Consider the following 21,609-nt stretch of genomic DNA (forward strand, 5'->3'; position numbering starts at 1 on the left):
GTGGTTTGGTTCTTAGCCCGCTACGTTCAGAGCAGAGGCGTTTACATCTGTCACACCGCGGATGTTGCGTGCGGTTTCAACTGCCAGCTCTTTCTCGGCTGCGGTATCAACGGTGCCGCTCAGAGTAACCTGACCGTTCTTGGTCTCAACGGTGATATCCAGGCCATCCAGGTTGCTGCTCAGCAGATAAGTGGATTTCACTTTGCTGGTGATCCAGGCGTCGCTGATTGCGTCGCCAGCATCGTCAGCAGTGTTCTGCGCCTTGGCAGCAGTAGTGGCTTCAGCGCTGACAGTGATGTTGTTCTCTACATCACGCACGCCATCAGTGTTGGCAGCCAGACGCTCGGCCAGGTCCTTGGCTTCTTCAGACTGGGCAACACCATCAAGAGTAACGACACCGTTCATGGTGGTGACATTGATGTCCAGGCCTTCGGTGTTGCTGTTCCACAGCAGCTTGGATTTGACGCTGGCGGTGGTGGTTGCGTTGTCGAAACGCTGAGACATGGACTTGTCGTCACGCTCATTGCGCTCGGCGTCGCGATCAACTGTCAGTTGATTGTCGACTTTCTGAACGCCATCAACGCTCATGGCAACTTCTTCAGCCAGATCACGATCAACGTCGCTTTCAACTTCACCGGTCAGTACAGCGGTGCCGTTTTCAACTTCAACGTCAATCTTGAAGGGGTTGAGGTGGCGGTTCAGTGCGATAGCAGTGACCACGGAACCCTCTTGACGGGCTTCACTCAACTGGCGGCTGGTGTCGCCGTCGTCAGCGAATGCGGTCATGGGGGACAGGGCAATGATGCCGGCAGTAGCAGTGGCCAGGGCGAGAGTTTTTAGTTTGAACATCGTTATTCTCCAATTTTTATCGCAAAATGACTGTTTCCCAGTCGTACCGTTACTATCGCAAGCGCTGTGCCAACCTGAAATGCCAATTAATTATGTTATAAATCAGTAAGATACAAAAAAGTGCTGGCACTAGGTGGCATGCAGGCTGCATGATCGCGGTCTTGATGCCGTGCAACTTGCACGACTTTTACAAGCAATTCCGGAAAGAGGTCAGGAGCGGAAAATGGAACCGGCGGAACAACCCTGCGGACGTATTCTTCTGGTTGATGATGAATCAGCTATTTTGCGCACTTTCCGTTATTGCCTGGAAGATGAGAACTATCAGGTATCCACAGCCAACTCGGCCTCCAAGGCCGAGGCGCTGCTGCAGCAGCACGTGTTCGATCTGTGTTTCCTGGATCTGCGTCTGGGTGAAGACAGCGGCCTGGATGTGCTGGCGCAGATGCGCGTGTTGGCGCCGTGGATGGCGGTGGTCATAGTCACCGCGCACTCGGCAGTGGATACCGCGGTCGACGCCATTCAGGCCGGCGCTTCGGATTACCTGGTCAAACCATGCAGCCCGGAGCAGTTGCGCATGAGCGCGGCCAAGCAGCTCAAGGCACGCCAATTGGTGGCGCGTATCGAGCAGCTCGAGGGCCAGGTTGGCAAGCCGCAGGAGGGCCTGGATTCGAGATCGCCAGCGATGATGGCGATTCTCGATACCGCACGGCAGGTGGCCTCTACTGACGCGAACATTCTGATTCTCGGCGAGTCCGGCACCGGCAAGGGTGAGCTGGCCAAGGCGATGCACAAGTGGAGCCAGCGCGGGAAAAAGTCCTTTGTCACCATTAACTGCCCTTCGCTGTCCTCGGAGCTGATGGAAAGTGAGCTCTTTGGTCATACCAAGGGCGCTTTTACCGGCGCCAGTGAGAACACGCTCGGGCGGGTTAGTCAGGCCGATGGCGGTACCTTGTTTCTCGACGAGATCGGCGATTTTCCGCTTACGTTGCAACCCAAGTTACTGCGCTTCATCCAGGACAAGGAATTTGAACGGGTCGGCGATCCGGTCACCCGTCAAGCGGATGTGCGGATTCTTGCCGCGACCAACCGCAGCCTCAAGGATATGGTCGACGACGGCCGGTTCCGTGAGGATCTGCTCTACCGCTTGAACGTTATCACCCTGACATTGCTGCCACTGCGTGAGCGTGTGGAAGATATTGCCGAGCTGGCTGAACGCTTCCTGCTGCGCTTCGTCAAGGCCTACAGTACGCCGGCCAGGGGCTTCACTGAAGAGGCCATGACCGCGCTGCTGAGCTATTCATGGCCGGGCAACATTCGTGAACTGCGCAACGTCATCGAGCGTGCGAGCATTATCTGCACCGATGACCAGGTGCAGGTCAGTCACCTGGGTTTCAGCGGTCCAGCACTCAATAGTGCGCCGCGGGTGGGTGATGAGCTGAGTCTCGACGAGCTCGAGCGGGCGCATATCGCGGCAGTATTGGCCAACAGTGAAACTCTGGATCAGGCCGCCAAGACCCTTGGCATTGACGCCTCCACCTTGTATCGCAAGCGCAAGCAGTTGGCATTATGAAATTGCGCAGCCGGTTGTTCCTCAGCAGTAGCGCGCTGCTGACGGTCGCGGTAGTCGGCTTGCTGTTGGGATTGTTCAGTGTGCTGCATCTGACCAAGACGCAGAACACCGCGATGACGCGGAATCTGAGCATCATCCAGGCAACCCTCGGGCTCAGCCATGAACTGAGTCGCCAGGTGACGCTGCTGCTGGCTGAAGACCTGGATCGCGGTGCATTGGCGGCTTCCGATGCGCACTTCCGTAATTGGCTCGACACCGCCGCGTCCAGCGCGATGAACGAGGCTGATGTACAGGCCACCGAGGAAATCCGGCATGCCTACGCGACCTACAGCCTGCTGATCAGCGAGCCGTTCACCGTACGCCGCGAGCTGCTGCGCAACGACGAGTTTGGCCGGGCGGTGGATGCCATGCGTGACCGCATCAGCGCCGTGCAGATGCGCTACGTGACCCAGGTGGAAGCGGCCGAAGACAGCTCCCGCGAACGAGCCCGGCTGGTTGCCGGGCTGATGGGTTTGATCGCTGTGGCGGTATTGCTGATCGGCCTGATTACCGCCAACAGCATCGCCCAGCGCTTTGGTCGGCCAATTGAGTCATTGGCCAGGGCCGCTGACCGCATCGGTAAAGGCGATTTCAAGGTGGTGCTGCCTATTTCGCCGATCGCCGAAATGTCGACCCTGGCCAAGCGTTTCGGACTTATGGCCGCATCGCTGGAAGAATTTCGCAATAGCGACATCGCCGCGCTACAGGCCGAGCAGAAACGCTTGCAGGCAGTGCTGGACAGTATCGACGACGGCCTGCTGATCTTCGATTGCGCGGCGCGTATCGAGCATATCAACCCGGTAGCACAGCGCCAGTTGGGTTGTGATGAGCGTCACCTGGGTCAGCATCTGGGTGAGGTGCTGGGTTTGCCGGAGCTGGATGAGCAACTGCACAAGCTGCTCAAGGATGATTATCAGGAGCACGGCGAGCAGGATCTACAGATCGAGGCTGACGGTGAAACCCGCATGCTCAGCTACAGCCTGTCGTCGGTTATCCATAATGAAGGGCATTTCGTCTGCGCGGTGATGGTGCTGCGCGACGTAACCGAGCAACGTGCATTCGAGCGCGTGCGCAGTGAATTCGTACTGCGCGCCTCCCACGAGTTACGCACGCCGGTAGCCGGCATGCATATGGCCTTCGCGCTGCTGCAAGAAGGGGCCAATGCGCAGCCCGGCAGCCGCGAATCGGATCTGATGAACACCGTGGACGAGGAAATGCGTCGTCTGGTGCGGCTGATCAACGATCTGCTGAATTTCTCGCGTTATCAGAATGGACTGCAGAAGATCGATCCGGCCCCTTGTGATCTGGAGCCGTTGCTGATCAATACCCAGCAGCGCTTTACCGGTCAGGCGGGCGAGCGAGATATCTCCATCACCATCGAAACCGAAGGCGAGCTACCCAAGGTCGAGCTGGACCGGTTGCAGATTGAGCGCGTGCTGGACAACCTGATCGGCAACGCCCTGCGCCACACGGACAGCGGTGGCCAGATAGTGCTGCGTGCGCGGCGCAAGTCGGAGCGGGTGATTATCGGCGTTGAAGACAACGGCGAGGGTATTCCCTACAGCCAGCAGGCCCGGGTTTTTGAACCCTTTGTACAGGTCGGCGGCAAGAAAGGCGGGGCTGGGCTGGGGTTGGCACTATGCAAGGAGATCGTGCAATTGCATGGCGGTTACATGGGCCTACTGTCCAAACCCGGTCAGGGCGCGCATTTTTATCTGGCCCTGCCGTTGTGACGCGTCTGGTAACAGAGCGCTGCGAACCGCAACGCGGTATTGTAGGTCTGATGCCGTAGTACTGTATTTGCAAGGGCGTGCGCACACAGGCGTGTTTGCAAAGCAATGTTCCCTATCGGCCTATGGCGGGTGATTCTAATGTTTGCTTCTCGACTGCACTCCACAACCAAATCTCTCACGCTCGGGGTCGCTGTGTTGCTGCTGGCAGCCTGTCAGGCAGCGCCAATCCAGCGCGATTTCGACACCAACCGTGATTTCACCCAGTACCGGGACTGGAGTTGGGCAGAAGAGGCGGTGAGTTACACGCCGGCCAGCGACCCGCGTATCCAGAGCGATCTGACTACCCAGCGTATCCGCGATGCGGTCAGCGGCCAGTTGGATGTCCGTGGCCTGCGCCCGGTTCAGCCCGGCCAAGAGCCAGATCTGCAGGTCAAGGTCTATGTGATCAGCGAGATGCGCGAAGATAACGTCACTACCAGTTATGGCGGCTCCTTTGGTACTTACTGGGGCGGTTGGGGTGGTGGCTGGGGCGGTGGTCCCGGTTATGCTGAAACGCGCTCGGTGGACTACCAGGTCTTAACCCTGCAAATCGATCTGCTCGACGATGGTCAACTGGTGTGGCGCGGCAGTGACGAGCAACAGTTGCGCAGCACTCCCCTGACACCAGCAGAGCGTTCGCAGCAGATTCAGGAAATGGTCACCAAGATTCTGGGCGGTTTCCCACCCTACTGAGGCTGATTGATGCTGGCTCTCTCAACGGCCCTTGAGGGAGCCGAGCACGCCGCGCAGAATTTGCCGGCCCAACTGGGTGCCGAATGCTCTGGCCGCACTACGGCCCAGGGAGCTGGCCATATCGGTCCAGGTTGAGGTTGCTCTGGCAGCCGGTTTACGCGCTTTGGACGCGGCTCGCGCCTGTTCCTGAGGGCGGGTCTTTGCGGTTTCCTCCGATAGCGCCTTTTCTGCCTGAGCCTGCAGAATCTCGTAGGCCGACTCACGATCCAGCTCTCGGTCGTAGACGCCCGCCAGCACTGAAGTGCTGATGATCTCGCTACGTTCCTGATCGCTGATGGGGCCCATCTGGCTTACCGGCGGCCGTATCAGCACGCGCTGCACCGGGGTGGGAACGCCTTTTTCGTCCAGCAGGGAAACCAGCGCTTCGCCGACCGCGAGTTCGGTGATGGCCTGCTCGGTGTTCAGCTCGGGATTGCTGCGGAAGGTCTGCGCGGCGCTGCGTACCGCCTTCTGGTCCCTGGGGGTAAAGGCTCGGAGTGCGTGCTGCACGCGGTTGCCGAGCTGGCCGAGGATGGACTCTGGCACATCCAGTGGACTCTGAGTAACAAAATAAACACCCACGCCCTTGGAGCGGATCAGCCGCACAACCTGCTCGATCCTGTCCACCAGGCTTTTTGGCGTATCGGCGAACAGCAGGTGAGCTTCGTCGAAGAACAGCACGAAGCGGGGTTTGTCCGCATCGCCGACCTCCGGCAGTTGCTCGAACAATTCGGAAAGCAACCACAGCAGAATGCTCGAGTAGGCCAGTGGGCTGTCCCGGTACAGCCGCGCTGCGTGCAGAATATTGACGACGCCGCGGCCCTGAGCATCGGTTTGCAGGAAGTCCTCCAGGGTCACCGCTGGCTCGCCGAACAGCTTCTCGCCACCCTGATTGTCGAGGTTCAGCAGCGCGCGCTGGATGGCGCCGATGCTGGCGGCGGACACGTTGCCATAGCGCGGCCCAATCTCGGCGCGTTGCTCGTTGATATGCGTGAGCATGGCGCGCAGGTCCTTGAGATCCAGCAGCAGCCACCCGTTATCGTCGGCCACCCGAAACAGGATCTGCAGTACGCCACTCTGGGTCTCGTTCAGATTCAATAGCCGTGCCAGCATCACCGGTCCGAAGTCGCTGATGGTCAACCGCAGGGGGTGGCCATGCTCGCCGTGAACGTCCCAGAAAACGGTGGGTGCGCCCAGCGCACTAAGGGGCCCCAGACCGACCTTGTCCGCGCGCTGCTGAAGCTTGTCGCTGAGCACGCCTGGCTTGGCAATACCGGAGAAGTCGCCTTTGATATCCGGCACCAGAACCGGCACACCCAGATCGGAAAAGGCCTGCGCCATGATTTGCAGCGTAATGGTCTTGCCGGTGCCGGTAGCGCCGGCCACCAGGCCGTGGCGGTTGGCCATGCGCGCCATCAGGCTCACCGAGCCGTGGGCGTTGCCGCCGATTAACAGGGTCTGGGAATGGCCGTCAGGCATGGGTATAGCTCCTGGGTAAGGTTACGCAGGGCCCAGTTTAGACTGTTTTATCCGTGCCGGGAGTGGCCAGCGGCCGGGAACGGCTTGCGCCGCCCCGGCAGTGCTCGGAATGGCTTAAAAGTTGGCCGGCGTGGTCGCGCTGATCAGCAGGCAGGGTACGTCAAAGGGATTACGAAAGCGGTGCGGCTGATTGCTGTCGAAGTAGTAACTGTCGCCCGTATCCAGTACGAACACTTCGTTGCCAACGGTCACTTCGAGCTGACCACTGACCACAGTGCCGGCTTCTTCGCCGTCATGATTGAGCATGTCCGGGCCGGTATCGGAGCCGGGTGGATAGGTTTCGTTGAGGAAGGAGAACGCGCGGTTGGCGTGGCCCTTGCCGACCAGTTTCATGGTCACCTCGCCGGCGCCGATATCCAGCAGTTCTTCGGCACGGTAGACGACCTTGCGTGGGTTGTCGTCTTCGACTTCAAGTGAGAAGAAATCCACCAGCGACATCGGGATGCCAGCCAGCACCTTTTTTAACGAGCTTACCGAAGGGCTGACGCTGTTTTTCTCGATCATGGAAATAGTGCTGTTGGTCACGCCTGCTCGTTTGGCCAGTTCACGTTGGGACAGGCCCTTGAGCTTTCTTATGGTTTTGAGTCGGGCACCCACGTCCAATATCGATTCCTCCAAGCAGCTCAGCGGGTAATGGCCAGAATGATTGCATGACTGTTCAGAATTTACAACGCATCAACGGGGATGCTTGAACACCTGTTAACATACGCGGTCATATGGCCGATTGTTTGCCATGATAGAAAATGAGGATTGCCGAATGGATCTGGAAGACCTGCACCTTACCCTGCGCACACTGCAACCCAGTGATTACCCGCAGCTCAAGGTGCTGATGGACAAGGTATATGACGATATTGGCGGTGCCTGGCCAAAAAAGACCATTTCGCGACTGATCAGCGATTTTCCTGACGGCCAACTGGCGTTGGTGGATGCCGACAAACTGATCGGCGTGGCACTGAGCGTGATGGTCGATTACGACGTGTTTTCCGACCCGCATCGGTACCAGGATCTGATCGGCACCACCGAGATTATCCCGAACAAGGCCGATGGCGACGCCATCTACGGTCTGGATGTACTGATCGATCCCGAGTATCGCGGTCACCGCCTTGGCCGCCGGCTGTATGAGGCGCGCAAGGAATTGTGCCGCTCGCGGAATTTGCAGGCGATTCTGGCCGGTGGTCGCATTCCCGGTTATCACCTGCATGCCGATGAGATGAAGCCGAGCGAATACATCGAGGCGGTGGATCGCAAGGAAGTACATGACCCGATCCTGTCATTCCAGCTGTCCAATGACTTTCAGGTCAAGCGACTGCTGCGCCGCTACCTGCCCGAAGACAAGAAGTCCATGGGCTATGCCACGCTGCTTGAGTGGAACAACATTCTCTACGAAGCGCATGAATCGCTGCTGCAGATCAACCGTACTCAGGTGCGTGTAGGTGCTGTGCAGTGGCAGATGCGGCGTTTTGCGTCAGTCGAAGCGGTATTGGAACAGGTAGAGTATTACGTTGATGCGCTGTCGGATTACGGCAGTGATTTTGCAGTGTTCCCCGAGCTGTTCAATGCGCCTTTGATGGGCTTGCGTGACCAGACCGATGATGTCGAAGCGATTCGTTTCCTGAGCAGCTTTACCGAGCGTTTCCGTTCGGAGATGTTGCGCATGGCGGTCAGTTACAACATCAACATCATTGCCGGTTCCATGGTGGAGGAAGGCAAGGACGGACGACTGTACAACGTTGCCTATCTGCTGCGCCGCGATGGCTCCGAAGAGCGTCAGGCCAAGCTGCATATCACGCCGCAGGAGCGTCGCGACTGGATTATCCAGGGTGGTGACGATCTGCAGGTGTTCGATACCGATGCCGGCCGTGTTGGTATTCTGATCTGTTACGACGTTGAATTCCCGGAGCTGGGACGGCTGCTGGCCGATCAGGATATGGATCTGCTGTTCGTACCCTTCTGGACCGACACCAAGAACGGCTATCTGCGCGTGCGCCATTGCGCCCATGCCCGGGCCATCGAGAACGAATGCTACGTGGTGCTCTGTGGCAGCGTCGGCAACGTGCCATCTATCGAGAACCTGGGGATTCAGTATGCTCAGTCGGCGGTATTCTCGCCGTCGGACTTCCCGTTCCCGCACGACGCGGTGCTCAACGAAACCACGCCAAATACCGAGATGATTTTCTTCTCCGACCTGGACTACAACCGCTTGAAGCTGGTGCGCAACGAAGGTTCGGTGACCAATCTCAAGGACCGTCGCAACGACCTGTTCACGCTCAAGTGGAAAAAGAAGAAGTCGAAGAAATAAAGCGACGCGGCACGCGATTGAGATTGCAGAACAGTTGGTAGGCAATGGTGCCGGCGTGGCTGGCAACTTCGCTGGCATTCAAGCCCTCGCCCCACAGGCGCACGTTGCTGCCCAGGCCGGATTGCGGCAGGTCGGTCAAATCCAGGGTGAGCATGTCCATCGATACCCGGCCGATTATCTGGCTGCGCTGGCCGTCGACCAGTACCGGCGTGCCGTCTGTAGCGTGGCGCGGGTAGCCGTCGGCATAGCCCATGGCAACCACGCCAACCCGGGTGGGTCGTTGGGTGATGAAGCGTGAACCATAACCAATCGGCTCGCCGGCGGGCAATTCGCGCACGGCGATAACCTTGGATTGCAGCTGCATGACCGGTTTGAGCCGGGCAGCATGTTCCTGTTCGAACTCAAAGGGTGTCGCGCCATAGAGCATGATGCCCGGCCGCAGCCAATCGCCGTGGGCTTGTGGCCAGGCCAGCACGCCCGGCGAATTGCACAGGCTGGTTGGGCCCTTCAGATCCCGGGTCACGCGCTGGAAGGTGGCCAGCTGTTCTTCGGTGCGGCCGGTTTCAGGTTCATCCGCGCGGGAAAAATGCGTCATGCTGGCTAGGCTGGCAACGTTCTGGCTGCGCTCCAGTTGCTGCCAGAGGCCGGCATATTCCGCGGGAGAAAAGCCCACGCGGTGCATGCCGCTATCCAGTTTCAGCCAGATATGCAGCGGCGTGCCGAGCTGAGCAGCCAGCAGTTCCTGCACCTGGCCGTGGTGGTGCACTACGCTCCAGAGTTGGTGCTCGACGATCAGCGGCAATTCGCTGGCTTCGAACCAGCCTTCCAGCAGCAGAATCGGCTGTCGAATCCCGGCGGCGCGCAGCTGCAGTGCTTCTTCGATACAGGCGACGGCAAAGGCATCGGCGTCATCAGCCAGGGCCTGGGCACATTCCACCGCGCCATGGCCATAGGCATTGGCCTTGACCACGGCAAAGGCGCGGCTTTTGCTTAGGCTTTTGGCAAACCGATAGTTGTGGCGCAGGGCGTCGAGATCGATCAGGGCGTGGGCTGGGCGCATGCTGGCTTCTTGTAAAAAATACGGGGCTGGACAGCCCCGCCAGGGCCTAGATTATCAGACCCGGATGCCGCACGGGAATCAGGGTCACCGAGAGGATGCCGTTCAGACCGCGGCGATCACCGACATCTCTACCAGAATTTCCGGCTCGCAGAGCAGCGCTTGCACGGTTGCGCGAGCGGGTGCAGTGCCTTCCGGCAGCCATTCATCCCAGACCCGATTCATTGCCTCGAAATCGGCATTGATGTCCTTCAGGTAGATGGTCACCGAGAGGATTTTCGTCTGGTCAGTGCCAGCCTCGGCCAGCAGTTTTTCGATGGCCTGCAGGGTGCTGCGGGTCTGCGTTTCCGCGTTCTTGTCCAGATCATCATCGGCCGCCACCTGGCCTGCCAGATAGACGGTGTCCTGGTGGATAACGATCTGGCTCATGCGTTGATTAGTGTGCAAGCGCTGTACTGACATGCCGGCGAATCTCCTTGTGAGTGGTGTAACGGTCCAGGCCCAGGCCCTCGGTGCGAATGGCCGGGGTACGGCCGCCGATCAGATCGGCCAGCAGTTGGCTTGAACCGCAGGACATGGTCCAGCCGAGTGTGCCGTGGCCGGTGTTCAGGAACAGGTTACGCAACGGGCTGGCTCCAATAATCGGCGTGCCGTCCGGAGTCATCGGCCGGAAACCGGTCCAGAAACTCGCCTCCTGCAACTGTCCGCCCTGGGGAAACAGGTCGCTGACCACCATCTCCAGTGTAGCGCGGCGTTTGGCCCGCAGGCTGCTGTCGAATCCGCTCAGTTCGGCCATGCCGCCAACCCGGATGCGATCGGCAAAGCGCGTCATGGCCACCTTGTAGGTTTCATCCATCACCGTGGACACCGGCGCCATGGCATCGTTGGCCACCGGAAGGGTCAGCGAGTAGCCCTTGACCGGGTAAATCGGCGCCTCGATGCCCAGGGGGCGCAGCAGTTGCGGCGAGTAGCTGCCCAACGCCAGAACGTAACTATCGGCCTGCAGCACCTGATCATCGGCGAGTACACCGGTAATGCGATCGCCGTCGGTAAGCAGTTCCTGGATATTCAGGTTATAGCGGAATACCACGCCCTGCTCCGCACACTTGGCCGCCAGGCTGGTGGTAAACAGATGGCAGTCTCCGGTCTCATCATTCGGGAGCCGCAAACCGCCGACGATCTTCTCGGCGCTGGGCGCCAGGCCCGGTTCGTAATTGACGCAACCGGCGCGGTCGAGCAGTTGATAAGGTACGCCGCAACTCTCCAGCACGGCCATGTCCTGCGCGGCGGCGTCGAGTTGCTTCTGGGTGCGGAACAGCTGCAGGGTACCCTTTTCGCGGTGTTCGTACTCGACCCCGGCTTCCTCACGCAAACCCATCAGGCAGTCCCGGCTGTATTCGGCCAGGCGCATCATCCGCTCCTTGTTCACCGCATAGCGGGCCTGGGTACAGTTGCCGAGCATCTGCATCATCCAGCGATACTGGTGGGGATCGGCGGTAGGGGTGATGGCCAGGGGCGCATGCTGCGCAGCCATCCATTTCAGCGCCTTGACCGGTACGCCCGGCGCGGCCCAGGGCGCAGAGTAACCGGGGGAAATCATGCCGGCGTTGCCGAAGCTGGTTTCCAGGCCAGGGCCGGGCTGTCGGTCGATCACCGTGACCTGATGCCCGGCCTTGGCCAGATACCAGGCGCTGGTCACACCAATAACGCCGCTGCCGAGAATCATTACGTGCATGACCTTCACTCCGTCTCAAACCGAAAAGGCAATTTGCCCATGTGGGCGATATTGCTATTCTAAGAGCTGTTGAGCAGTGGCTTGGTTTGAAAAAAAGGTAAAGTGCAGTGATTTATTCTGAATTAATCCGACTGGAAGAGTTTTTTCATGAAAACACGTAGAGCTTCAAGTCGGGAGCTGGACAAGATCGATCGGCATATTCTGCGGCTGCTGCAGGCCGAGGGACGAATGTCCTATGTGGACCTCGGTGAGCGGGTCGGCTTGTCCACCACGCCGTGCATGGAGCGGGTTAAACGCCTGGAGCGGGAGAAGTTCATTCTGGGATATGGCGCTCAGCTCAATCCACAGAAGCTTGAGGCCAGCCTGTTGGTATTTGTCGAAATCAGCCTGTCTTCCAAGTCGGCGGATATCTTTGACGAGTTCCGTCGTGCAGCGATCAAGCTGCCGCATGTGCTGGAGTGCCATCTGGTCTCGGGTGATTTTGATTACCTGATCAAGGCGCGCATTTCGGAAATGGCTTCCTACCGCAAGTTGCTCGGCGATATTCTGTTGAAACTGCCCGGCGTAAGGGAGTCAAAGAGTTATATCGTCATGGAAGAGATCAAGGAAAGCCTGGCGATCCCTGTACCGGAAAGTGATTAGTGCTATCCTGCGTAAAATTTAATTTACATTAATTCGCTATTTCAAACGGACCGTTCGATGCTTTCTCTTACTCCGCAAAACCAGCCAGCCCCTTCCTGGTATATCGCTTCCGCCAATATGCGTCTGAACTGCCCGCCCCTTGCTGGGGTTGTGGAGGCAGATGTGTGCATAGTCGGCGGCGGCTATACCGGGGTCAATACTGCTATCGAACTGGCCGAACGCGGGTTGTCAGTGGTGTTGCTGGAGGCCAGCCAGATCGGCTGGGGTGCCAGTGGGCGCAATGGTGGGCAGTTGATTCGCGGCGTCGGCCATGGCCTGGAGCAGTTCACCAATGTGATCGGTGAGCAGGGTGTGCGCGAGCTCAAACTGATGGGGCTGGAAGCCGTGCAGTTGGTCAAGCGCCGGGTCGAGAAGCACGATATCGCCTGCGATCTGACCTGGGGCTACGCCGACCTGGCGAACAAGCCGCGACATCTGGATACCTTTCGCGCCGAGATGCAGGAGCTGCGCGAGCTCGGTTATGGCGCAGAGATGCGCATTCTTGAAGCCGCCGAGGTGCATCAGGTGGTGAGCTCCGACTTCTATGCCGGGGCGATGACAGACATGGGCTCCGGCCATCTGCACCCGCTCAATCTGTTGTTGGGTGAAGCGGTAGTTGCTCAGCAGTTGGGTGTGCGTTTATTTGAGCAGTCGCAGGTAACCGGCATCGAATACGGCCCCAGAGTCAGAGTGCACACAGCCAGCGGAACGGTCAGCGCCGGCCAATTGGTGCTGGCGTGCAATGCCTATCTGCGTGATTTGCAGCCCCAACTGAGTGGCAAGGTGCTGCCCGCCGGCAGCTATGTGATTGCTACCGAACCGCTGGGAGAGGAGCGCGCACGTGCCCTGATCCCGCAGAATATGGCTATGTGTGATCAGCGCGTGGCGCTGGATTATTACCGCTTGTCCGCTGACCATCGCCTGGTGTTTGGTGGTGCCTGTCATTACTCCGGGCGTGACCCGGCGGACATAGCCGCCTATATGCGGCCGAAGATGCTGCGGGTGTTTCCGCAGTTGGCCGAGGTTAAAATCGACTATCAGTGGGGCGGTATGATCGGCATAGGCGCCAACCGCTTGCCACAAATCGGCAAGCTGCCGGAGCAGGCCAACGTCTTTTATGCCCAGGCCTACGCCGGCCACGGTATTAATGCCACGCACCTGGCGGCAAAGTTGCTGGGCGCGGCCATTAGCGGCCAGGCCAGCAGCGGCTTCGAGCTGTTCGACCGGGTACCGCACATGACCTTCCCCGGCGGCAAACACTTGCGCGCACCGCTGCTGGCGATGGGCATGATGTGGGAGCAGATCAAGGAAGCTTTCTGAAGCCGCGGCGCGCTATTTTCTGCCGGCTGGTACCGAGAGCCCCCAGGGCAGATCGGCAACCTTGCAGGGTTGGGAGCTGAGATCGATCAGCTCGCCATTGCTGGGTACCAGGCCACTGAGTCCCAGGCTACGGCCAAACTCCATATGCGCCTTCTGGTGGTAAAGCTCACCGTGCACCGGCAGCAGGTAGCGCGCTTTCAGCCAACCATAGAGTGTGCGCAGGTCTTCCTGGGGCGGATGGCCGGAGGCATGGATCGGCGCCATGTCATCATCGATCACGTGCACGTTCTGCGCTTTCAAGCCGGCCTTGATCCGGGCCAGGGCTTCTTCATTGCCAGGGATCAGGCGCGAGGAAAACAGCACAGTATCACCCGCTTCCAGGCTCAAATGCGGATGGCTACCGCTCGACAGGCGCGCCAGCGCGGCTGCCGGTTCGCCCTGACTGCCGGTACAGATCCATAGCTGCTGCTCGCGCGGCAGGAAGCCGAGCTCCCAGGGCCCGATAAAGCCGGGTTGCGCGTTCAGGTAGCGCTGCGCGCGGCCGGCGCTATGCATGGTCAGCAAACTGCGGCCCAGCAGTCCGGCATAGCGGCCCGCATCGAAGGCAATCTCGGCCAGGCTATGCAGGCGCGCCAGGTTGCTGGCGAAACAGGTCACCACGACCCGTTGCTGGCAGGGACGGATGGCATCCTGCAGCCCGTTCTGCACCGCGGCTTCGGATCGGCTGGCCCCGGTTACCGGCGCGTTGGTCGAGTCGCCAATGATTACATCCACCCCCGCTCGGCCAATCGCCTGCAGGCGCGCCTGGGCGGTCAACTCACCTACCACCGGGTCATTATCCAGCTTCCAGTCGCCGCTGTGATAAATACGTTTGCCTGCTACTTCGAGCACAATCGCATGGGACTCGGGGATCGAGTGCGTGACGGGGATCCACTCGGCCTGAAAGGCGCCGATGCCGATGGGCTCGAGCGGCTTTATCTCCTGCAGACGCGGCCAGGTCAGATTGGGGTCAAGCTTGTTACGAATCAGCCGGGCGGCAAACGGGCTCGCGTACAGCGGGCAGTCCAATTGCCGCCACAGGTGCGGAATCGCGCCAATATGATCTTCATGCCCATGGGTAATCAGCAGCGCCGAGAGCTTGATATCGTACTTCTCAAGGGCCTCCAGGCTAGGGACCGAGACCTGATTACTGCCGCCTGGCGTGGCTTGCAGGGCGAAGCCGCAATCGACGGCAATCCACTGCCCCCCAGAACCGAACAGGTAGAAATTCGCGCCGAACATGCCGGTACCGCCCAGTGCCAGAAAGAACGGGCCTGGCTGACGGTGGAGTTGATCGAAACGCGGGGCGGGCATGGGTATGTCCAGTCGGAATAGGCAGCCAGCTTAACAGTCCGCCAAGGGGCGCGGCCATACCCGCAGGGCCAGGGTGAGAGTCAGGTTCGCGGGCAAACTAACGGCAGGAAGCAGCATATGCCCGCCTAGAGAAAGCCGATCCAGCGCCCGGCAACCAGTGCGGCCGGCCAGAGTAGTAGCGAGAGTAACGCATGAATACGTACCGGCAGGTTTGGTTGACCCTCTTGCAAGGCCAATGCCCAATGCCTTCGAGAGTGCAGGAATGTCGCGTTGGCAACGGCCAGGCTTACCAACAGCAGTTTGCTCAGGAACGCGTTATTGCCTACATATTCGGGCGCGTTGACCAGGAACAGCCAGGTGCCGGTGATAATGGCAAATACCAACCCGCCGGCAGCTGTACGGCTCAGTACCTGAGCCAGCGGCTGTAACGGCGCCTGGCGAAACAGGCCCAGCAGGCGCATATCCAGAGTGATAATGCTGCCCAGCAGCATCCCCAGCCCGGCAATATGCGCCGCGTTGACCAGCAGATAGGCCAGGTTGGAGCGGCGCAGCCATTCAGCCGGCGGCAACGCCGGCAGTGCTGACCAGAGACTGTCTTCCATTCAGGCGCGACGCCCGATCAGTTCTGCACACGCTCGGGGTAGATATCGTAGGTCTTGTCACCGACGATAACCTGCACCGCCTTCATGCGTTTTTCAGCCGCGTCACGGGAACGGTTGCCGATAACCGTAATCTCGTCGCCGGGCTTGGCAGAGTCCTGGTCAAAACCGGCACGTGCGGTGCCACGGGGTTTGCCCAGTTCGATGCGCCATTGACCGTCATCTTCGGTTTCCAGCTCGATCGAGGGGTGCGGAGGGCTGATGCGCACTTCGCTGACCGTGCCGGTCAGTTGCATCTGATCTTCTTCAGCCCAGGACCAGCCATGATGGGCCAGGGCGGGGGCGGCAAACAGGGCCGCCAATGCAGTGATGCCAAGGGAACGAGTGACTGCCGATGGAAAGCTCATGATGACTCCTGTTTGCATATCAGGGCAATGGCGCCTCAATCACTAGGACAGCCGACAGGAGAAACAGTGCCGCTCAGTTAGCCTGGCGGCACCCGATCTGCGCGTTCGGATCAGCGCCCGACTACTTTCTCGGCTTCTTCCACTGGCGTGTGACGCACGTCTTCGCCCTTGACCATGAAGATCACGTTCTCGGCGATATTGCAGGCGTGGTCGCCGACCCGTTCCAGCGCGCGCAATACCCACATGACCGACATGCAACGGGAGATATTGCGGGTATCTTCCATCATGAAGGTCAGCAAGGAGCGCGTGGCTGCCTGGTATTCTTCATCAACGCGCTTGTCTTCCTTCATGATCCGCAGCGCTTGCTCGGAATCCAGGCGGGCAAAGGCATCCAGTGCGTCACGCAACATGCTCAGCACGTGATCGCCGATGTGCCGCACTTCCACATAGCCGCGTGGCGCCTGGCCCTCTTCCGAGAGTTTGATGGCAAACTTGGCAATCTTCTTCGCCTCGTCGCCAACCCGCTCCAGATCCGCGACCATCTTGATCACCGAAATAACCAGGCGCAGATCGCGGGCGGTGGGCTGACGCCGGGCAATGATCAGCGTTGCCTCTTCGTCGATGTCCATCTCCATGCGGTCGACTTTCTTGTCGCCGGCGCGCACTTCATCGGCCAGATGGCCGTCGTTCTCGACCAGGGCATGGATGGCCCGCTCAACCTGGGACTCGACCATGCCGCCCATCTTGAGGAACTCGGATTTCAGATCCATCAGTTCATCATTGAACTTGTGGGAAATGTGATCGCCGTACACATCGTCTTTTTTATCTGTCATAACGCTTCTCCAGTGTCCAACAATCCAGGGTTAGCCAAAGCGACCGGTAATATAGGATTCGGTAAGGTCGTGTTCCGGGGAGGTGAATACCTTGGTGGTTTCATTCACTTCTACCAGATGCCCCAAGTGGAAGTACGCAGTGCGATTGGATACACGTGCGGCCTGCTGCATGGAGTGGGTAACGATAACGATAGTGTAACTTTCCGACATCTCGGCAATCAGTTCCTCCACCTTGGCAGTGGCGATGGGGTCTAGCGCCGAGCATGGCTCATCCATGAGAATGACTTCGGGGCTTACTGCGATCGCACGGGCGATACACAGGCGCTGCTGCTGGCCGCCGGACAGGCCGGTAGCCATGCCGTCCAGACGGTCCTTGGCTTCGTCCCACAGGCCGGCCTTGCGCAGGCTGCTTTCCACAATGTCATCAAGCTCGGACTTGCGGTTCGCCAGGCCATGAATACGCGGGCCGTAGGCGACATTGTCATAGATGGACTTGGGGAACGGATTGGGTTTCTGGAACACCATACCGACCCGCGCTCGCAGTTCCACTACATCGTTCTTGGAGCGGTAGATATCTTCACCATCGAGCAACAGGTCGCCTTTGACCCGGCAGATGTCGATGCTGTCGTTCATGCGATTCAGGCAGCGCAAAAAGGTCGACTTGCCGCAGCCTGAGGGTCCGATAAAAGAAATCACCTCATTACGGGAAATATCCAGGCTGATGTTCTTGATGGCCCGGGCTTCACCATAAAAGACTTCGACGTTGCGCAGCTTGAACTTGGGGTCATCAGAATAGGGCGTGCCAACGGTTTTGCCTTCTTCGACATGAATGTTTTCACGCTTGGATTCTGCAATCGGATCCTGCACTGGAATAATCGTTTCTTTGTGCATTCCAGCCTCACTGGTAATGGTTTCATTGATGCTCATAATTATCTCCTTTACCACCGGCGTTCAAGGCGTTTGCGCAGCCAGATGGCCAATGCGTTCATCGTGATCATGAAAGTTAGCAGGATCATGATGCCGGCCGATGCCAGCTCCACAAAGCCTTGCTCCGAACTGCTTGCCCACAGGTAAATCTGCACCGGCAGCACGGTGGCGGAATCAAAAAAGCCGTCAGGTACATCAACGATAAACGCGACCATGCCGATCAGCAGCAGCGGTGCGGTTTCACCCAGGGCCTGGGCCATACCGATGATGGAGCCGGTGAGCATGCCCGGCATCGCCAGGGGGATTACATGATGCAGAACCACTTGCATCTTCGAGGCGCCGATGCCCTCCGCTGCCTCGCGAATTGAGGGCGGTACGCTCTTGATTGCCGCGCGGCTGGAAATGATGATGGTTGGCAGCGTCATCAACGCCAGTACCAGGCCGCCGACTACGGGTACCGAGCGTGGCATACCGAACAGGCCGATAAATACCGCCAGGCCAAGCAGACCAAAGATGATCGAAGGCACTGCCGCCAGATTGTTGATATTTACCTCGATAAAGTCGGTGATCTTGTTTTGCGGAGCGAACTCTTCAAGATACACCGCCGCTGCGATACCCATAGGGAACGCAATCACCAGCGTCACCAGCATTGTCAGCAGCGAGCCAACGATCGCGCCAAGGATGCCGGCGTTGCTGGGCTCGCGCGAATCACCACGGCTAAACAGGGTGTCGTTGAAGCTGGTGCCTATCACACCCTCTTCCATCAGGTAGTCCACCCATTGTTGTTGCTGCTCTGACAGGCGAACACTGTAGCTGGGGTTGTCTGCATGTTTGACGTAGACAGACACCTGATCATGCGCCTGGAAGACGAAGGTCTCAGTGGTATTCAGAAGCTCAGGGTCCGCGCGTAACCGGTCACTGATGTCGTTGGCAGCATAATTTCCCACCAGACGACGCAGCTCACGTTTGTCTGCAGCGCTTTCCGTCCCCGGGATCTTTTCCTCCAGCGCAGTGATGATGGGCGCAATAAAGTCAGCCATTGACCGCTGTTCTTCATCCGTTGGATCGGTCAGGTACATCTGCTCGGAGTCCAACGTCACATCCAGGGTAATCGTGGTTTTGATAAAACCGGTATGACCCTTGTTGATGATGTCGGCGAACAGAATGACCAGCGACGCCAGCGCGATAAAGATCGCGACCAGGCCATAAACCCGAAAACGGCGCTCCTTGCGATAACGCTTTTTCAGCGAGCTGCGGACGATTTCCGCCTGAGAACGTTGATTAGTCATACTGTTCCCTATATTTGCGAACGATTTTGAGAGCTACCACGTTAAGCGCCAGAGTGACGATAAACAGCAGTGCGCCAAGGGCGAACGCGGAAAGCGTCTTGGCACTGTCAAACTCCTGGTCACCGACCAGCAGTGTGGCGATCTGTACCGTTACGGTGGTCACCGACTCCAGCGGGTTGGCAGTCAAATTGGCTGCAAGACCTGCGGCCATCACCACAATCATGGTTTCACCAATGGCTCGCGAAGCGGCCAGCAGAATGCCCCCAATGATGCCCGGCAGCGCGGCAGGGAAAATGACCTTCTTCATCGTTTCGGACTGAGTGGCGCCCAGTGCCAGAGACCCATCGCGCATGGATTGCGGCACGGCGTTGATAACGTCGTCCGAAAGCGACGAGACGAAGGGAATGATCATGATGCCCATGACCAGTCCTGCCGCCAGCGCACTTTGAGACGAGGCTTCCAGGCCGACCATGCTGGCCAGGTCGCGGATAAACGGCGCCACTGTAAGGGCGGCGAAAAAGCCGTAAACCACGGTAGGGATACCAGCCAGCATCTCCATCAAGGGCTTGACGATGGAACGGGCGCGCTTGCTGGCGTATTCAGACAGATAAACCGCTGAGAGCAGCCCGGTGGGCACAGCTACCAGCAATGCAATTGCGGAAATCAACAAAGTGCCGGTAAACAACGGAATGACACCGAAAGCGCCATCAGAACCTACTTGGTCAGCTCGCAAAGCAGTTTGCGGGCTCCAACTGGTACTGAACAGGAAATCAGTGATCGGCACTCTTTCGAAAAAACGCAGGGTCTCGAACAGGACCGAGAACACAATCCCTGCGGTCGTCAGAACGGCCACTGCGGCACAGAGAAAGAATATCCAGCGTAATGTGCGCTCGACGTTCTCGCGGGCGTTGATATGCGGCATTACTCGGGTCCAAGCGAATGCAGCGCCAAGTATGGCGATCAACACGACCAGCATGGCCTTGAAGTTATCGCTGCGATCGCGCAAACCCTCCAACACTTTGGCCGCTTCAGCAATGTGCTCGGGCACGCTGTTAGCATTGAGGCTGCCAGCGGCAACGTTGCTGATCTGGGACAGCACCAGGCTGGCTCTGCCGGCGGAATCCGGCCAGACGTCCATTGGCATCGAAGCGATGACGATGCCCTGAATCACCTTGCTTTCAAATGCCGCCCATAAGGCTAAAACGATCAGCGCGGGAATCGCACACCAAAGTGCAGCCCGCGCCGCATAGTAAAAGGGTAACGCCTTGAGATTGCGGATGCCGCCAAGTGGCTCGGCTACGGCCCTGGAACGCATCAGTGCCAGGCTGTAGGCGATGGGGGTAAGCACCAAAATCAAGAGCAAAAGATGGGCCGTCTGCATAACAGTCTCTGTGTTGATGGCGTAATTGAGCTAGCTGTGGCGGGTAGTCTGCCAGTTTGCCGAGCAAAAATAATCACGCAAACGTAAGAAAAGAACGCGGGCTGAGTAGCCCGCGTTCTCCTTTGTCATCCCTGACGTTTCGAGCTGTAGCTTTTCTTACAGTTCGTTACCGGTCATCGGCGTCAGCTCTTTAACTGCTTTGGCTGTGGCCATACGACGGTCGCGCGGGTTGGGGATCAAACCTACATCAACCAGGTAACCGTTGTCGCCCCAGGCGCCTTCGCTGGTGAACTCGGAAACATATTCTTCAATACCGGGTACCACACCTACGTGAGCTTTCTTGACGTAGAAGAACAGCGAGCGAGCAACAGGATACTCTTCACCGGAAATGGTCTCAGGCGTGGGCGCTACACCGTCAACTGTGACAGCGTGGATCTGGCCTTCGTTTTCCATCAGGAAGCTGTAACCGAAGATGCCCAGAGTGCTCTTGTCCTGAGCCAGGCGCTGAACGATCAGGTTGTCGTTTTCACCGGCCTCAACGAAGGGACCGTCTTCACGCATGCTGTGGCAAGCGGTCTTGAAGGCGTCTTCTTCCATTGATTTGATGAAGTCGAACTTGCTGCAACCGCCTTCCATCGCGATTTCAACAAAGGCGTCACGGGTACCGGAAGTAGGAGGCGGGCCCATTACGTTGATCGCCATGTCTGGCAGGTTGGAATCGATATCGCTCCACTTCTTGTAGGGGTTGGCAATCAGCTTGTCGCCGCCCTTGGGATCTGGAACTTCCTTGGCCAGTGCCAGGTAAACCTGCTCCAGGGTCAGGTTCATCTTGTCTGCTTCATTGGACTGGGCAATCACGATGCCGTCAGCGCCAATACGTACTTCAGTGATTTCTTTAACGCCGTTGGCCTGGCAGTTGTCGAACTCGCTCTTCTTCATGCGACGCGAAGCGTTGGTGATATCGGGGTGCTGAGTACCCACGCCGTCACAGAACAGCTTCAAACCGCCGCCGGAACCAGTGGACTCGAGCTTAGGTGTAGGGAAGTCGGTGTTACGACCAAAACGCTCGGCAACAACGGTTGCGAACGGATAAACAGTGGATGAGCCGACGATGTTGATGGTATCGCGAGCCATGGCTGGGGCAGATACGGCAGCGATGCTGACCGCGAGTGCCGCAGTGGTAAGAGCTGTCTTCAATTTCATCACGTGTGTCTCCATTTTGACGTT

General features: G+C 58.5%; 20 protein-coding genes. 6 read left to right on the plus strand and 14 right to left on the minus strand.

Going from position 1 to position 21,609, the window contains the following annotated elements:
* Positions 1–12 precede the first annotated feature (12 nt).
* Entirely contained in the window at positions 13–849 is an 837-nt protein-coding gene (locus tag DT594_RS12685) for a BON domain-containing protein (protein ID WP_149332999.1), read from the minus strand.
* 223 nt (positions 850–1,072) lie between these two features.
* Between DT594_RS12685 and algB the strand changes: the two genes are divergently transcribed.
* From algB to DT594_RS12700, 3 genes are all read left to right on the plus strand, one after another.
* Positions 1,073–2,419, plus strand: a complete 1,347-nt coding sequence (algB, locus tag DT594_RS12690) for a sigma-54-dependent response regulator transcription factor AlgB (protein ID WP_149333000.1) — start codon at positions 1,073–1,075, stop codon at positions 2,417–2,419.
* On the plus strand, positions 2,416–4,191 hold the full coding sequence (locus tag DT594_RS12695) for an ATP-binding protein (RefSeq protein ID WP_149333001.1): 1,776 nt from the start codon (positions 2,416–2,418) through the stop codon (positions 4,189–4,191). Before algB ends, DT594_RS12695 begins: the two co-directional genes overlap by 4 nt.
* Positions 4,192–4,329: 138 nt before the next feature.
* Positions 4,330–4,923 carry a DUF4136 domain-containing protein gene (locus DT594_RS12700; protein WP_149333002.1) on the plus strand — a complete coding sequence of 198 codons (594 nt, stop codon included), beginning with the start codon at positions 4,330–4,332 and terminating at the stop codon, positions 4,921–4,923.
* A 21-nt stretch (positions 4,924–4,944) separates the two neighbouring features.
* On the opposite strand, the gene DT594_RS12705 is transcribed toward DT594_RS12700, so the two are convergent.
* Entirely contained in the window at positions 4,945–6,441 is a 1,497-nt protein-coding gene (locus DT594_RS12705) for a helicase HerA-like domain-containing protein (protein WP_149333003.1), read from the minus strand.
* A 114-nt stretch (positions 6,442–6,555) separates the two neighbouring features.
* Positions 6,556–7,104 (minus strand): cupin domain-containing protein, encoded by a 549-nt coding sequence (locus DT594_RS12710; RefSeq protein WP_096345371.1) that lies wholly within the window; start codon positions 7,102–7,104, stop codon positions 6,556–6,558.
* Positions 7,105–7,258: 154 nt separating this feature from the next.
* On the opposite strand from DT594_RS12710, the gene DT594_RS12715 reads away from it, so the two are divergent.
* Positions 7,259–8,800, plus strand: a complete 1,542-nt coding sequence (locus DT594_RS12715; protein ID WP_096345370.1) for a bifunctional GNAT family N-acetyltransferase/carbon-nitrogen hydrolase family protein — start codon at positions 7,259–7,261, stop codon at positions 8,798–8,800.
* Here the strand turns inward: DT594_RS12715 and alr are convergent.
* The 3 genes from alr to DT594_RS12730 form a co-directional block, all read right to left on the minus strand.
* A complete protein-coding gene (alr, locus tag DT594_RS12720) occupies positions 8,769–9,860 on the minus strand; it encodes an alanine racemase (RefSeq protein ID WP_149333004.1) in 1,092 nt (363 codons plus the stop codon). The two genes, DT594_RS12715 and alr, sit on opposite strands and share 32 nt — an antisense overlap.
* Before the next feature lie 102 nt (positions 9,861–9,962).
* Positions 9,963–10,319 (minus strand): RidA family protein, encoded by a 357-nt coding sequence (locus DT594_RS12725; RefSeq protein WP_149333005.1) that lies wholly within the window; start codon positions 10,317–10,319, stop codon positions 9,963–9,965.
* Complete coding sequence (locus DT594_RS12730; RefSeq protein WP_149333006.1) at positions 10,294–11,592, minus strand: D-amino acid dehydrogenase; 1,299 nt, start codon at positions 11,590–11,592, stop codon at positions 10,294–10,296. The genes DT594_RS12725 and DT594_RS12730 overlap by 26 nt, the downstream gene beginning before the upstream one ends.
* A 147-nt stretch (positions 11,593–11,739) precedes the next feature.
* On the opposite strand from DT594_RS12730, the gene DT594_RS12735 reads away from it, so the two are divergent.
* Both DT594_RS12735 and DT594_RS12740 read left to right on the plus strand, forming a co-directional pair.
* A complete protein-coding gene (locus tag DT594_RS12735) occupies positions 11,740–12,234 on the plus strand; it encodes an Lrp/AsnC ligand binding domain-containing protein (protein ID WP_096345366.1) in 495 nt (164 codons plus the stop codon).
* A 57-nt stretch (positions 12,235–12,291) separates the two neighbouring features.
* A complete protein-coding gene (locus DT594_RS12740; RefSeq protein ID WP_149333007.1) occupies positions 12,292–13,593 on the plus strand; it encodes an NAD(P)/FAD-dependent oxidoreductase in 1,302 nt (433 codons plus the stop codon).
* Between the two features lie 12 nt (positions 13,594–13,605).
* Here the strand turns inward: DT594_RS12740 and DT594_RS12745 are convergent, their stop codons facing one another.
* The 8 genes from DT594_RS12745 to DT594_RS12780 all read right to left on the minus strand — a co-directional run bounded on the left by DT594_RS12745 (position 13,606) and on the right by DT594_RS12780 (position 21,585).
* Positions 13,606–14,946 carry a ribonuclease J gene (locus DT594_RS12745; protein ID WP_149333008.1) on the minus strand — a complete coding sequence of 447 codons (1,341 nt, stop codon included), beginning with the start codon at positions 14,944–14,946 and terminating at the stop codon, positions 13,606–13,608.
* A gap of 125 nt (positions 14,947–15,071) precedes the next feature.
* A complete protein-coding gene (locus DT594_RS12750) occupies positions 15,072–15,548 on the minus strand; it encodes a DUF2214 domain-containing protein (RefSeq protein WP_149333009.1) in 477 nt (158 codons plus the stop codon).
* Between the two features lie 17 nt (positions 15,549–15,565).
* Positions 15,566–15,952: a DUF6152 family protein gene (locus tag DT594_RS12755; protein ID WP_149333010.1), complete on the minus strand. Its 387-nt coding sequence runs from the start codon at positions 15,950–15,952 to the stop codon at positions 15,566–15,568.
* Between the two features lie 110 nt (positions 15,953–16,062).
* On the minus strand, positions 16,063–16,785 hold the full coding sequence (phoU, locus tag DT594_RS12760) for a phosphate signaling complex protein PhoU (protein ID WP_149333011.1): 723 nt from the start codon (positions 16,783–16,785) through the stop codon (positions 16,063–16,065).
* Between the two features lie 30 nt (positions 16,786–16,815).
* The gene (gene pstB, locus DT594_RS12765; protein WP_218574514.1) at positions 16,816–17,712 is read right to left on the minus strand and encodes a phosphate ABC transporter ATP-binding protein PstB; all 897 of its coding nucleotides are present in this window, start codon (positions 17,710–17,712) and stop codon (positions 16,816–16,818) included.
* Between the two features lie 11 nt (positions 17,713–17,723).
* On the minus strand, positions 17,724–19,001 hold the full coding sequence (gene pstA, locus DT594_RS12770) for a phosphate ABC transporter permease PstA (protein WP_149333012.1): 1,278 nt from the start codon (positions 18,999–19,001) through the stop codon (positions 17,724–17,726).
* A complete protein-coding gene (pstC, locus tag DT594_RS12775; RefSeq protein ID WP_149333013.1) occupies positions 18,994–20,382 on the minus strand; it encodes a phosphate ABC transporter permease subunit PstC in 1,389 nt (462 codons plus the stop codon). Before pstC ends, pstA begins: the two co-directional genes overlap by 8 nt.
* Before the next feature lie 156 nt (positions 20,383–20,538).
* Positions 20,539–21,585, minus strand: coding sequence for a substrate-binding domain-containing protein (locus tag DT594_RS12780; RefSeq protein WP_218574515.1), 1,047 nt, complete (start codon positions 21,583–21,585; stop codon positions 20,539–20,541).
* Positions 21,586–21,609 lie beyond the last annotated feature (24 nt).

Source organism: Halopseudomonas laoshanensis (assembly GCF_008365385.1).
Classification (GTDB): Bacteria; Pseudomonadota; Gammaproteobacteria; order Pseudomonadales; family Pseudomonadaceae; genus Halopseudomonas; species Halopseudomonas laoshanensis.